This is a genomic window from Clostridium lundense DSM 17049 (assembly GCF_000619945.1).
Taxonomy (GTDB): domain Bacteria; phylum Bacillota; class Clostridia; order Clostridiales; family Clostridiaceae; genus Clostridium_AO; species Clostridium_AO lundense.
The window spans coordinates 703,746-717,599 of sequence record NZ_JHVC01000001.1 but is presented as its reverse complement, the minus strand read 5'-3'; the positions used below and the strand labels follow the sequence as shown (position 1 = coordinate 717,599).

11 protein-coding genes are annotated in these 13,854 nt (G+C 27.4%); 10 read left to right on the top strand and 1 reads right to left on the bottom strand.

Features of this window, described 5'->3' with window-relative positions; genetic code table 11:
* Window positions 1-13: 13 nt before the first annotated feature.
* The 8 genes from T514_RS0103450 (at window position 14) to T514_RS0103415 (ending at window position 8,025) form a co-directional block, all read left to right on the top strand.
* A complete protein-coding gene (locus tag T514_RS0103450) occupies window positions 14-892 on the top strand; it encodes a MurR/RpiR family transcriptional regulator (RefSeq protein WP_027623511.1) in 879 nt (292 codons plus the stop codon).
* Window positions 893-945: 53 nt separating this feature from the next.
* On the top strand, window positions 946-2,172 hold the full coding sequence (locus tag T514_RS0103445; protein WP_027623510.1) for a BaiN/RdsA family NAD(P)/FAD-dependent oxidoreductase: 1,227 nt from the start codon (window positions 946-948) through the stop codon (window positions 2,170-2,172).
* Window positions 2,172-2,540, top strand: a complete 369-nt coding sequence (gene aroH / locus T514_RS0103440; RefSeq protein WP_027623509.1) for a chorismate mutase — start codon at window positions 2,172-2,174, stop codon at window positions 2,538-2,540. The genes T514_RS0103445 and aroH overlap by 1 nt, the downstream gene beginning before the upstream one ends.
* A 144-nt stretch (window positions 2,541-2,684) precedes the next feature.
* Entirely contained in the window at window positions 2,685-3,341 is a 657-nt protein-coding gene (gene cmk / locus T514_RS0103435) for a (d)CMP kinase (protein ID WP_027623508.1), read from the top strand.
* Window positions 3,342-3,358: 17 nt separating this feature from the next.
* Window positions 3,359-5,278, top strand: a complete 1,920-nt coding sequence (locus T514_RS0103430) for a bifunctional 4-hydroxy-3-methylbut-2-enyl diphosphate reductase/30S ribosomal protein S1 (RefSeq protein ID WP_027623507.1) — start codon at window positions 3,359-3,361, stop codon at window positions 5,276-5,278.
* Window positions 5,279-5,554: 276 nt separating this feature from the next.
* Window positions 5,555-5,935: an adenosylmethionine decarboxylase gene (gene speD / locus T514_RS0103425; RefSeq protein ID WP_027623506.1), complete on the top strand. Its 381-nt coding sequence runs from the start codon at window positions 5,555-5,557 to the stop codon at window positions 5,933-5,935.
* A 94-nt stretch (window positions 5,936-6,029) separates the two neighbouring features.
* Complete coding sequence (locus T514_RS0103420; RefSeq protein ID WP_027623505.1) at window positions 6,030-7,088, top strand: CotS family spore coat protein; 1,059 nt, start codon at window positions 6,030-6,032, stop codon at window positions 7,086-7,088.
* A gap of 70 nt (window positions 7,089-7,158) precedes the next feature.
* Window positions 7,159-8,025 carry a GNAT family N-acetyltransferase gene (locus tag T514_RS0103415; RefSeq protein WP_027623504.1) on the top strand — a complete coding sequence of 289 codons (867 nt, stop codon included), beginning with the start codon at window positions 7,159-7,161 and terminating at the stop codon, window positions 8,023-8,025.
* A 43-nt stretch (window positions 8,026-8,068) separates the two neighbouring features.
* On the opposite strand, the gene T514_RS0103410 is transcribed toward T514_RS0103415, so the two are convergent.
* Entirely contained in the window at window positions 8,069-9,262 is a 1,194-nt protein-coding gene (locus tag T514_RS0103410; protein ID WP_027623503.1) for a pyridoxal phosphate-dependent aminotransferase, read from the bottom strand.
* Between the two features lie 360 nt (window positions 9,263-9,622).
* Here T514_RS0103410 and miaB point away from each other — a divergent pair, with 360 nt between their 5' ends.
* Both miaB and mutS read left to right on the top strand, forming a co-directional pair.
* Entirely contained in the window at window positions 9,623-10,951 is a 1,329-nt protein-coding gene (gene miaB / locus T514_RS0103405) for a tRNA (N6-isopentenyl adenosine(37)-C2)-methylthiotransferase MiaB (RefSeq protein WP_027623502.1), read from the top strand.
* Between the two features lie 222 nt (window positions 10,952-11,173).
* Window positions 11,174-13,846 carry a DNA mismatch repair protein MutS gene (mutS, locus tag T514_RS0103400; RefSeq protein ID WP_027623501.1) on the top strand — a complete coding sequence of 891 codons (2,673 nt, stop codon included), beginning with the start codon at window positions 11,174-11,176 and terminating at the stop codon, window positions 13,844-13,846.
* The last annotated feature ends 8 nt before the right edge of the window (window positions 13,847-13,854 follow it).

Genomic DNA, 13,854 nt, shown 5'->3' with positions numbered 1-13,854 from the left:
GGATTGGATTTAAATGGAAGATGCAAAACAAGATTTAATGCGTACTATACAAACAAGATTTCCTAGACTTAGTAAAGGTCAAAAGTTAATTGCTGAGTATATATTAAAACATTATGATAAAGCTGCATTTATGACAGCTGCAAAATTAGGTATTAGTGTTGGGGTTAGTGAATCTACTGTAGTTAGATTTGCTAATGAATTAGGTTTTAGTGGTTATCCTAAATTACAAAAGGCATTGCAAGAATTAATAAAGAACAAGCTAACTACAGTTCAAAGAATAGAGTTATCAAATGACTTTATAAGCCAGGAAAGTGCATTAAAAAGTGTATTGAAATCTGATATGGAAAATATCAGAGCAACTCTAGAAAAAATTAACCATAATACCTTCGATAATGTTGTAAATAATATATTTGCAGCAAAAAGAATTTATATAGTGGGTCTTAGAAGTTCAACAGCTATAGCTGAGTTTTTAGGTTTTTATTTAAATCTAATACTTGATAATGTAAAGGTTATAGGTTATGGTGTAAGTGATATATTTGAACAAATGCTAAATATATCTGAAGAAGATTTAGTAATAGGAATTGGATTTCCAAGGTATGCAGCAAGAACTATTGAAGCTTTAGATTATGCTCAAAGCAGAGGAGCAAATGTAGTAGCAATTACTGATAGTTTACTTTCACCACTAGCAGCTAGAGCAGATAATACATTAATAGCTCAAAGTAATATGGCATCTTTTGTAGATTCATTAGTTGCACCGCTTAGTGTAATAAATGCATTAATAATTGCTGTAGGACTTAGAGAAAAAGAAAAAATTTCTTCCACATTTTCAAAACTTGAAAGAATATGGGAAGATTATGAGGTTTATTCCTATAAAGAAAACAGAGCAGACTAGAAATAAACGGACCTTACTTAGGGTTCGTTTTCTTGTTTAGGAGGTATAAAAACGTGGCTAAAGTAATAGTAATAGGCGGAGGACCAGCAGGTATGATGGCAGCAATAACCGCTGCTGAAAAACATAAAGTAACTTTAATAGAAAAAAATGATAAGTTAGGCAAGAAACTATTTATTACAGGTAAAGGAAGATGCAATGTTACAAATGGAAAAGATATAGGAGAATTCTTTGATTACATACCTGGTAATTCACAATTTTTATATAGTTCTTTATATACTTTTACCAATGAGAATGTAATGAATTTTTTCGAAAAACTAGGAGTAAAACTTAAAGTTGAAAGAGGGGATAGGGTTTTCCCTGAATCTGATAAATCATCAGATATAATTAGAGCTTTAGAAAAAGAACTTATTAAAAAGAATGTAGAAATTTTATTGAATAGTGAAGTAGAAGAAATTATAGAAAATAATAAAGAGATATCTTCTGTTAAATTAAAGAACGATAAGATAATAAAAGGTGATTATTTCATCATGACTACAGGAGGAATATCCTATCCCCAAACTGGTTCTACTGGTGATGGGTATAAATTTGCAAAAAAACTAGGCCATTGTATTATAGATTTAAAACCTTCTCTAGTACCATTAGAAATTGAAGATTCTTGGGTAAAAGACTTACAAGGGTTGTCATTAAAAAATGTAGAGTTGAGTATAAAGAATTCCAAAGGCAAAACTATCTATAGTGAATTTGGAGAAATGTTGTTTACTCATTTTGGTATTTCCGGTCCTATAGTATTGAGTGCTAGCAGATTTGTTAAAGAGAAGGAATCATTCCATGCTATAATTAATTTAAAACCAGCATTAAATGAGGAAGAATTAGATAAGAGAATACAAAAAGATTTTGCGAAATATATTAATAAAGATTTTAAAAATTCTTTAGAGGATTTATTACCTAAAAAACTAATTGATATAATAATTAAATTGTCAAATATTCCTGAAAACAAAAAAGTAAATTCTATTACTAAGGAAGAAAGAAAAAATTTAGTTAATTTACTTCACAATTTAACTTTAAAAGTAAAAGGATTAAGACCTATTGCGGAAGCTATAGTAACTTCAGGTGGAGTATGTGTAAAAGAAGTAGATCCATCCACTATGAAGTCAAAAATAATCAATAACTTATATTTTGCAGGAGAAGTTTTAGATGTAGATGCATATACTGGTGGATATAATATTCAAATAGCTTTTTCTACAGGTTATTTAGCAGGTACAATGGTAGGTGAAAAGTAATGTATGCAATAAGGGGAGCTACTACAATTAGTAAAAATAGCTCACAAGAAATAAACATATGTTCTATAGAGTTATTTGAAGAAATTATAAAAAAGAATTGTTTAAAGCTTTCAGATATAGTTTCAATTATTTTTTCTTGTACAGAAGACATTACAAAAGACTATCCAGGAAAATTTATAAGAGAATACTATAAGTTAAATAATGTAGCAATTATGCATTTTAATGAAATGAAAGTAGATAATTCATTAAGTTATTGCATTAGAATCCTTATATTATGTAATGGAGAAAAAGATAAGATTAATTATGTTTATTTAAGGAATTCAAAATCATTACGTAAAGATTTGCTTAATGAATCAAATGATTCTTAGCTTTAGTAGCATCTGCTATCGTCTACCTATAAAGGTTGGGAATTGCGAATGGTAGCTATCGGATAAAAAGTATATAAAATAGAGGAATTTAATATTTTTTATAGAATATAAAAAATATATGTTAAAGAGAAAGGAAGTTTAATATTGAGAATAGCTGTTGCAGTTGATGGGCCTGCCGGTGCAGGAAAAAGTACCATCGCAAAAATTTTAGCAAAACGATTTAATTTAATGTACATAGATACTGGTGCAATGTATAGGGGAGTAACACTACTATCTAGAAGAAATAATATATCTCCGGACAATATAGAGTCTTTATGTAATTTAGTAAAATCTTTAGAAATGCATTTTTTAGAGAATAGACTAATTATTAATGGAGAAGATGTCAGTGAAGAAATAAGAAAACCTGAAATAAGTAATAATGTATCATTATACGCTGCAGTACCAGAAGTAAGGGAACTTCTAGTTCACCTACAAAAGGAAATGTCTAAAAAATATGATGTAGTTATGGATGGAAGAGATATAGGAACAGTCGTTCTTTTTGATGCTCCTTTTAAATTTTACTTAACTGCTTCACCAGAGATAAGAGCAAAAAGAAGATATGATGAATTAATAGAAAAGAATGTAGATGTAGAATATAATAGCATATTACAAGATATAATAAAAAGAGACTTTATAGATACCACTAGAAAAGTAAATCCATTAAAAAAAGCGGAAGATGCCATTGAAATAGATACTTCAAATTTAACTATAACTCAAGTAGTAGATAAAATGTCAGAGTATATTAAAAAAGTAACTGACTAATAGATGAAGGTGATTTTATGAGTATAGTTTTAGCTAAAAATTCCGGTTTTTGTTATGGTGTAAAAAGAGCTGTAGATATGGCTATAAAAGCTAAAGAAGATTTCAATAAAAAAATATATACTTTAGGACCTATAATACATAATAATGATGTGGTGACTTTATTAAAGGGAAAAAATATATTTCCCATTGAGATTGATGAGATAGATAATTTAGCAGAAGATGATGTAGTTATTATAAGATCTCATGGTATTTCACTAGATATTTTAAATAAGTTAAAAAATAAGAAGGTTAATATTATTGATGCTACTTGTACTTATGTTTCAAGCATACAAAAAAAAGTGCAAAAATATTATTCCGAAGGTTATGCTATTTTAATAGTAGGTGACAGAAGCCATCCCGAAGTAGTTGGAATTAATGGATGGTGTAATAATTCGGCTATAATATCTAGAGATGGCAGTGATTTAAAAGACCTACCAAAAAAAATTTGTGTAGTATCTCAAACTACTGAAAAAGAAGATCACTGGGAAAATGTATTAGGTAAAGTAATAAAAGATTGCAAAGAAATTTTGGCTTTTAATACTATTTGTAGTGCTACAGCAGTTAGACAAAAGGCCGCAGAAGAATTATCTAAACAAACAGAGGTTATGATAATAATTGGTGGTAAAAATAGTTCAAATACAACAAAACTTTTTGAAATATGCAAAAGAAACTGTGCAAATACAATTCATGTAGAAAATGCAGGTGAAATACCTGATTATATTACAAATAAAAAAGATTGTATAATTGGTGTTACAGCAGGAGCTTCAACACCTGATTGGATTATAAGGGAGGCTGTTAGTAAAATGAGTGAAGATAAAAACTTCGAACCAAATGAGCAATTAGAGTACATGAAAAAAAATGATACTCAAATATCTATAGGGCAAATAGTAGAAGGTGAAGTTACATCTGTAAATACTAGTAACAAAGAGGCCTTTGTGAATATAGGGTATAAATCTGATGCATTACTTCCTCTAAGTGAAATAACTAAAGAGGATAATGCAGAAATGGAAAATTTAATAAAAAAAGGTGAAAAAGTAAAAGGTAAAATAATTAGTTTAGGTTCTGAAATGAGACCACCAATTATTTCAATTGTAGAATTGAGTAGGGAAGATGCTTTAAAAGAAGTTAGAGAAGCTTTCCAAAATGGTACTATATTAAATGTAAAAATTAAAGAAACAGTAACTGGTGGATTAGTATCTCTATATAAAGGTATTGTAAGATTATTTATACCAGCTTCGCATATTGAACTAAAACATGTAGAAGATTTAACAGAATACATTGGAAAAAACTTTGAAGTAAATGTAATAGAACTTGATGAATCTAAAAATAGAACAAGAATAGTAGCTTCAAGAAGAGAAATATTAAAAGAAGAGAAAAAAATACAAGAGGAAGAAACTTGGAGTAATCTAGAAAAAGACACCGTAGTAGAAGGAGAAGTTAAGAGATTAACTGATTTTGGAGCTTTTGTTCAAATAGGTGAAGTTGATGGATTACTACATGTATCTGAAATGTCATGGGGTAGAGTTTCAAAGTCTTCTGATGTATTGAAAATAGGAGATAAAATCAAAGTTTATATTCTTGATATAGATAAAGAAAATAAAAAACTATCATTAAGTCTTAAAAAATTGCAAGAAAATCCATGGAACAATGTAGATATAAAGTATCCATTAGGTAGTATCGTTTTAGGAAAAGTAGTTAGGTTCTCATCTTTTGGTGCCTTTGTAGAATTAGAACCTGGCGTAGATGGATTAGTTCATATTTCTCAAATAAGCCATAAGAGAATTGAAAAAGCCGAAGATGCTTTAAAAATAGGAGAGAATATTAAAGCTAAAATTGTTAATGTAGATAAAGAAAATAAAAAAATAGGTTTAAGTATAAAAGAAGTAAATGATATTTAAATTTATGTATATTTTAATAAAAATGCGTGTATTATAAGATAAGATACACGCATTTTTATATTTAAACTAGACTAATACCATATTATATAAAGGGAATATAATTTATCCAATTAGCACTTATATATCATAGCATTTTAGAGTATTCTAAAGAAAAACAGATGTATTACCATCATAGTATAAAATATTTGAAAATTACAGTCAAATATATTGACTTTTTTAATATATTTGATAAAATTTATTTGTTAATTCATTTAATGAAGGAGGTAATATTATAGAATGAAAACTTTAGGACGTCACATATTAGCGGAAATATATGGTTGTGATAAGGAAATGTTAGATGATAAAGAATATATAGAAAGAACTATGGTAAATTCTGCTTTAAAATCTGGTGCAGAAGTAAGAGAAGTTGCTTTTCACAAGTTTAATCCTCAAGGAGTAAGTGGAGTTGTTATAATTTCTGAATCTCATCTTACAATTCACACATGGCCTGAACTTGGATATGCTGCAGTAGATGTATTTACTTGCGGCGATACTGTGAATCCTTGGGATGCTTGCAATTACTTAACTGAAAAATTTAAAGCAAAAAATATGACAGCTACAGAAGTAAAAAGAGGAATTTTTGAACAGCCTGTATCTGTCAAGGTTTCTAATATATAAAAAGGCCATCAAAATAAGATGACCTTTTTTATTTTAATGTAATATTTTCTCCTATAAATAATATAATTTATTAGATACTAATAGGAGGGAATTTATGGGTGATAGAAAATTAATTCAATATATAGATGAACTTACGGATAAAGAAAAAAATATGATAAAAAAAGTATTGCTGAATTATGATTTTAAAATACATGATATAAATAAAGTTAGAAGTGCCTATAAGATAAATACTAATCAAGGTCCCATATGCCTAAAAAAAATAAATCACAGTAAAACAAAAGCTATTAATGGAAATACTTTAGTTGAAGAATTAGAGAAAAATGGTTTTTATTATACCGCTAAGTTCTTTAAAACTAAGGAGAACTACCTTTTTGTTAAACATAAGAAAATGTTTTTTTATGTAACTGAATGGATCGATGGAGAAGAATGCGATTTAAATGATATAAACGAAGCATGTATTTGTGTTAAGCTACTTGCTAAATTCCATATTGCTACTAATAAAATAAGTACAAAAAAATTAAAGATAAAGAACAATCTTAAAAACTGGCCTAGAATATTTACTAATAATTTATCTGATTTAGAAAGATATAAAAAAATAATAGAAAAGAGAAGATTTAGAAATGATTTTGATATTCAGTATGAAAGCTATATAGATGATTTTTATAATAGGGGGGTAGCCGCACTGCAAATGTTAAATGCATCAGATTACTATGCTCTTTCAAAAGAAGCTAGTGAAAAAAGAACCATATGTCATGATAGCTTTTATTATCAAAATATAATAAAGAAAGATGATGAATATTATATTATTGATTTAGACAGTATAATTATTGATTTGCAAATAAATGATTTAGGAAAACTTATAAGACGCCTTATGTTTAAAAAAGAATATCAATGGGATTTTAATAAAGCTAAAGTCTTAATAGAAGCGTATAATGAAGTAAACAGGCTTAAAAAAAGCGAATTAGAAGCAATGCTTTCTATGATAGCCTTTCCGCATAAGTTTTGGAAGCTAGGAAAAAAAAGATATATTAAACATAAGAGTTGGAGTGAAGCTAAATATATTAATAAGTTAAATAAGTTGGTTAAATATGATGATTTACAACAAAAATTCTTAGAAAATTATATAGATTATGTAAATGAGTATACAGATTGATTATTAGTTGACTAGAAAATTTAAAAGTTTTATACTTAATAAATAAATAATTATACTTTTGAGGAATATTATGTGTAAATGTATAAGATTAAATAAAAATAATATTGAACAGTTTCAAATTTTAAACAATAATCGATTAGGATTTAATAAACTAAATGATGACTTTTTTTCATGTTATAATAGTAGTAACATAATTCAAAGGTTGTTTTTAAAAAGAACTATTACTTTACTTATAAGTGGTAACAAATGCGTTGGCTATATATGGGCAACCCTGAAAGATAAGGACTCCTATATAATTAATTCTTTAAATGTATATAAGTGCTCAGATGAAGAAAAATATATTTCATTACTTCTAGGTAGTTTAAAAGTAGGATATATTGCATCTTATACCTGCGAAAGTAATGGTCGTAATATATATGCATTAGAGAAGGCAGGTTTTAAAAAAATTCATGGAACTGTTAAAATGGAATTATGTATGGAGGAGAATTTTAATCCTGAAATAAATAATGAAGTTAAATTTAAAATTTTAGAAAAAGGCAAAGAAGAAAATATTAGATGTGTTATTCAAAATGAAGTATTTAAAAACGATACAAGAATTCCTATTTCCATAAGAGATATATACTTTGATCAATGCCAAAACTATTATTTCGATGATGGTGCTATTTTTATAATGAAAGATAAAGCATATATAGGTTACGGCCAAATTATATTAGATAATGGTATACCTATAATCGTTAATGTTGGTATACTAAAAGAATATAGAGGAAAAGGGTATGGTAAAGCATTAATTAATTATTTATTAAAATTAACAAGTAAATATAAATTCAATAAAGTTTTAATAAATGTAGATTGGAATAATAAAATAGCTTTAGAATTGTATAAAAAATGTGGTTTTAAAATAATTACTGAACAATATGATATGGAAACAATAATATAGGATAGACTTTTATTAGTTTTAAGTCTATCCTATTATTATTTTCCTAAAATATTTTATTATATTCTTCTAACCCTTTATTTAATATTATTAATGCTTCCTTTAAATCATCACTATTTATACAATAAGATAATCTAACTTCGTCTTTTCCTAAGCCATTAGTAGCATAAAAGCCTGCAGCTGGTGTTATCATAACAGTTTTATTATGGTAAGTGAAGTCTGTTAAAAGCCATTTAGCAAAATGTTCTGATTCTTTCACTGGCAGTTTTACAATTATATAAAATGCTCCTGAAGGTTTTTCACAACTTATACCTGGAATGCTCATTAAACCTTCAAAAAGTATATTTCTTCTTTTTTCATATTCCTTATTTACTTTGGTAAAATATTCTTTAGGTACATTTATTAGATTTGTTGCACCTACTTGATCTAGAGTAGATACACTTAATCTTGATTGACAAAGTTTTAAGAACTGATGAGACACTTCCTTATTTTTGGAAGCTATCATTCCAATTCTAGCTCCACAAGCACTATATCTTTTAGATATACTATCAATAAGTATAACTCTATCTAAAATATCTTTCATAGACATAAAAGAGGTATATTCCAACCCATCATATATAAACTCTCTATAAACCTCATCTGCAAGAATATAAAGATTATGTTCCTTTGCAATATCTGCAAGTAATCGTACTTCTTCTTTTGAATAAACTACTCCAGTAGGATTTCCGGGATTTGAAATAAGTATGGCCTTAGTATTTTTACCTATAATGCTTACTATATCTTCTTTGCTTTTCAGATGAAATCCATCTTCTCTATAAGTTCTAAAGGATTTTATATTAACCCCTGCTAGTGTGGCTATATTATTATAATTAGTATAATAAGGTTCAGGTACTATTATTTCATCACCATAATCACATATAGTCATTAGAGAAAATAAAATTCCTTCACTAGCTCCATTAGTAATATAAATATCTTCTTTATCAAAATCTATATCTATTCCTTTATAATATTTAACAATAGTTTCTATTAAATCCATGATTCCTTGAGAATTTTCATATTTTAGTGTTTTTCCTTTATAATTGTTTACTGCTTTAAAAAATTCTTCTGGTGTTTCCACATCAGGTTGACCTATATTTAAATGATATACTTTAATTCCTTTCTCTTTAGCCTCGTTTGCAAAAGGAATTAATTTACGAATTTCAGAAAACTTCATATCCATAATTCTATTAGATATATTCATTAGACAGCCCCTCCTATTTACCCAATATTAATATTTATTAAAATATATTATACTATAATTTATTTATATGTAATTCATACAACTATATTAATCATTGAATTAATTTTAATATCTACATAATTATATTAAAAGAACCACTAATAGATGTATTTGTATATATAGTGGTCAAACAATATATTAAATAGTGTATAATTTAATTTTTTATATTATTTTTTGAATATTTTATATAAGTAAGTTATCATATATACAATGTTTTTATTTTAAATATGACAAAATTCAATAAAAAATAGATAAAGAAGCTAAAATATAGTATAATGTAGGATGTTAAATTATTAAAAAATGTATATGAGGTGAAAACAAATGAATAATGAAAAAGGTTTATTTTATATAGAAACTTGGGGTTGTCAAATGAATGAAGAAGATTCTGAAAAGCTATCTGGTATGCTAAAGAAATTAGGATATTCTAGAACAGAAGAAAGAGAAGAATCTGATATTATTATTTTTAATACATGCTGTATTAGAGAAAATGCAGAATTAAAGGTATATGGAAATTTAGGTGCTTTAAAAAAACTTAAAGAAAAAAAACCGGACCTTATAATAGCGGTATGTGGCTGCATGATGCAACAGGAAGGTATGGCAGAGGCTATAGTTAAGAAATATCCTTTTGTAGATATACTTTTTGGAACTCATAATGCACATAAATTCCCTGAATACTTAAATAGGGTAAAACAAGAAGGTAAATCCTTAGTAGAAATATGGAATAAAGAAGAAGAAATAGTAGAAGGTCTTCCTATTGATAGAAAGAGCAGTGTAAAAGCATTTGTTACTATTATGTATGGCTGCAATAATTTTTGTACTTATTGTATAGTTCCATATGTTAGAGGAAGAGAAAGAAGTAGAAATCCAGAGGATATAGAAAATGAAATTATAGAACTAGTTCAAAATGGATATAAGGAAATTACATTACTTGGTCAAAACGTAAATTCCTATGGTAAAGACTTAGTTCCTGCTATGGGTTTTGGTGATCTTTTAAGAAGAATAAATAAAGTAAAAGGATTAGAAAGAATAAGGTTTATGACTTCTCATCCTAAAGATTTAACTGATGATGTAATTCTTGCTATAAAAGAATGTAATAAATTATGTGAACAAATTCATTTACCCGTACAATCTGGTTCTAGTAAAATTTTAAAGAAAATGAATAGACATTATGATAGAGAACAATATTTAAATCTTGTAAGAAAAATAAAAGAACAAATACCAAATGTTGCATTAACTACAGACATAATTGTTGGTTTTCCTGGAGAAGAAGAAGAGGACTTTGTAGATACTTTAACTTTAGTAGAAGAGGTAGGTTATGATTCCGCATTCACATTTATCTATTCCAATAGAAAAAACACTCCAGCAGATAAGATGGAAAATCAAATTAATGATAATGTAAAACATGATAGATTTAATAGATTAATAGAAGTAGTAAATAGAATTTCCGCTGAGAAAAATAAAGAGTATGATGGCAAAGATGTAGAAGTATTAGTGGAAGGTGAAAGTAAAAACGACGAAGAAAAATTAACAGGAAGAACAAGAACAGGTAAGCTTGTAAACTTTACTGGTAATAAAGATAATATAGGAAAGTTAGTAATGGTTAAAATAACAAAAGCTCAAGGTTTCTCTTTAATAGGAGAAGAAATATAAACAGAGTTCTTGGTTTCAGCAGGAGTAAAAACTCCTGCTGAAGCTTAGAAATCGTTATCCAGGGACGTACCCGCTCTTTACTCCCAATTTAAAGAAGATGGGAGTATTAGAGCGGGTAGTCATCGGATAAAAAAAGGCTCTTTATAAAGAGCTTTTTTTATAGAATTATTCAATTTATATTGAAACTAAAAATTATTTGATATATAAAGGAGAGTGAACAAATTGGGTCTTACTCCAATGATGCAACAATATTTAGAAGTTAAAGAAAAATGTAAAGACTGTATACTTTTCTTCAGACTTGGGGATTTCTATGAAATGTTTTTTGAAGATGCAGAAGTTGCTTCAAAAGAACTAGAGTTAGTATTAACAGGAAGAGATTGTGGTCTGGAAAATAGAGCTCCTATGTGTGGAATACCTTATCATTCCGCTAATTCATATATAATAAGACTTATAAACAAAGGATATAAAATTGCTATATGTGAGCAGCTAGAAGATCCTGCCTTAGCAAAAGGTATTGTAAAAAGAGATATTATAAAAATAATAACTCCTGGAACTTATACAGATACAGCATTCCTTGAAGATAACAAAAATAACTACATAATGAGTTTTTATATAGATGGGAGTAATAGTTTAGGTATATGTTTTTGTGATATATCCACAGGCGAATTTTTTGCTACTGATTGTAACTATAATGAAAGTATACTTCTAGATGAAATTTCTAAATATAATCCTAGTGAAATATTAGTAGAAGAAAAAACAGATAAAACTATATTAGATGCAATAAGCAGCAGATTTAACGTAGTATTTACAAGTGTTGATAGTAGGGATTTCTCCTTAGAAGATACTTTAGAAAAACAGTTTTTTAATTTTAAAAAAGGGGATTATACCAATTCTTTAATAAGAAGCGGTAACTCTTTAATAAATTATATACTTAAAACACAAAAGACATCTTTATCTCATATAGATAAATTTCAATACTATAATATAGTAGATTTTTTATCCGTAGATATAAATACAAGACGTAATTTAGAACTTACAGAAACCTTAAGAGATAAAACTAAAAAAGGCTCCTTACTTTGGGTTTTAGATAAAACCAGCACTTCCATGGGTGGAAGGCAGCTAAGAAAATGGATTGAACAACCACTAATTAATAAAAACATGGTAAAAAACAGACTAGATGCAGTGGAAGAATTACTAAATAGTTTATCTCTACATGAAGACTTAAAAGAAAGTCTAAAAAATATATACGATATTGAAAGAATTGTAGGTAAAATCTCTTCCAAAAGTGTTAATGCTAAAGAATTACTTTCTTTAAAAAATTCTATAGAAAAGTTGCCAAATATAAAAAACATAATGAAAGATTTTAAAAGCAATTTATTAAATAATATGTATGAATCTCTAGATGAACTCAAAGACATTTATGAACTTTTAGATATATCTATATTTGATACTCCTTCTTTATCTGTAAAAGAAGGTAATATAATAAAAGAAGGATATAATGAAGCTATAGATGAATTAAGAAAAGCAAAAGCTCATGGTAAAGAGTGGATAGCTAATTTAGAAAATAAGGAAAGAGAATTTACAGGAATTAAATCCTTAAAAGTAGGGTATAATAAAGTTTTTGGGTACTATATAGAAATAACAAAATCTAATTTATCCTCTGTGCCGGAAGGAAGATATATAAGAAAGCAAACTTTGGCTAATGCGGAAAGATATATAACGCCTGAATTAAAGGAAATGGAAGACAAAATACTTGGGGCAGAAGAAAAACTTATAAACCTAGAATATGAAGTATTTGTAGCAATAAGAGATGCCATTGAAACTCATATAGATAGAATGAAAAACTCAGCAGAGATAATTGCTAATTTAGATTGTTTAAGTTCCTTAGCTACTGTAGCAATGGAAAATAATTATTGTAAGCCGGAAATTGTGGATGGAGATGAAATAACAATAAATGAAGGAAGACATCCAGTTGTAGAAAAGATGATCCCTACAGGAAATTTTGTGGCCAATGATACATTTTTAAATACAGAAGATGAGGAACTATTACTTATAACAGGACCAAATATGGCAGGTAAATCTACATATATGAGACAAGTGGCTTTAATTACTATTATGGCTCAAATAGGTAGTTTTGTTCCTGCAAAAATAGCTAAAATATCTATATGTGATAAAATATTTACAAGAATTGGTGCTTCTGATGATTTAGCTGCAGGGAAAAGTACTTTCATGGTAGAAATGTGGGAAGTTTCAAATATATTAAAAAATGCTACTAATAAAAGTTTAATATTATTAGATGAAGTAGGTAGAGGAACTAGTACCTTTGATGGTTTAAGTATTGCTTGGGCGGTTATAGAATATATATGCAACAATGAAAGCTTAAGATGTAAAACTTTGTTTGCTACACATTATCATGAGTTAACTGGATTGGAAGATACAATAAAAGGAGTAAAAAATTATTCCGTACAGGTAAAGGAAATAGATAAGGACATAGTATTTTTAAGAAAGATTATAAGAGGGGGAGCAGATCAGTCTTATGGTATTGAAGTAGCAAAGCTAGCTGGTCTACCTGAAATTGTTATTAAAAGAGCTAAAGAAATATTATCCTCCATTGAAAAGGATAAGAGTAACAATATAGATGTTAACGATATAGTTAAGGATAACATATCAGAAGTAGCTATAGATAAATCCATTACTAAACCTAATGATGAATCTAAGGATGATATAAAAAGTAATAATTCTATAATTAAAGAAGATAGTTTACAATTAGATTTTACAGATATTGAAAAAAATAATTTAATAAAAGAAATAGCTGATATTGACATAATGAATATTACTCCTTTTGAAGGTTTTAATAAACTCTATGAAATTATAAAAAAAGCCAGATCCATTTAAAAGGTGGG

Excerpts from the sequence above, each read along its gene's own strand:
- T514_RS0103430 (WP_027623507.1), top strand. The coding sequence starts at position 3,359 with ATGAGTATAGTTTTAGCTAAAAATTCCGGTTTTTGTTATGGTGTAAAA.
- miaB (WP_027623502.1), top strand. The coding sequence starts at position 9,623 with ATGAATAATGAAAAAGGTTTATTTTATATAGAAACTTGGGGTTGTCAA.
- T514_RS0103415 (WP_027623504.1), top strand. The coding sequence starts at position 7,159 with ATGTGTAAATGTATAAGATTAAATAAAAATAATATTGAACAGTTTCAA.
- speD (WP_027623506.1), top strand. The coding sequence starts at position 5,555 with ATGAAAACTTTAGGACGTCACATATTAGCGGAAATATATGGTTGTGAT.
- T514_RS0103450 (WP_027623511.1), top strand. The coding sequence starts at position 14 with ATGGAAGATGCAAAACAAGATTTAATGCGTACTATACAAACAAGATTT.
- T514_RS0103410 (WP_027623503.1), bottom strand. The coding sequence starts at position 9,262 with ATGAATATATCTAATAGAATTATGGATATGAAGTTTTCTGAAATTCGT.
- T514_RS0103420 (WP_027623505.1), top strand. The coding sequence starts at position 6,030 with ATGGGTGATAGAAAATTAATTCAATATATAGATGAACTTACGGATAAA.
- aroH (WP_027623509.1), top strand. The coding sequence starts at position 2,172 with ATGTATGCAATAAGGGGAGCTACTACAATTAGTAAAAATAGCTCACAA.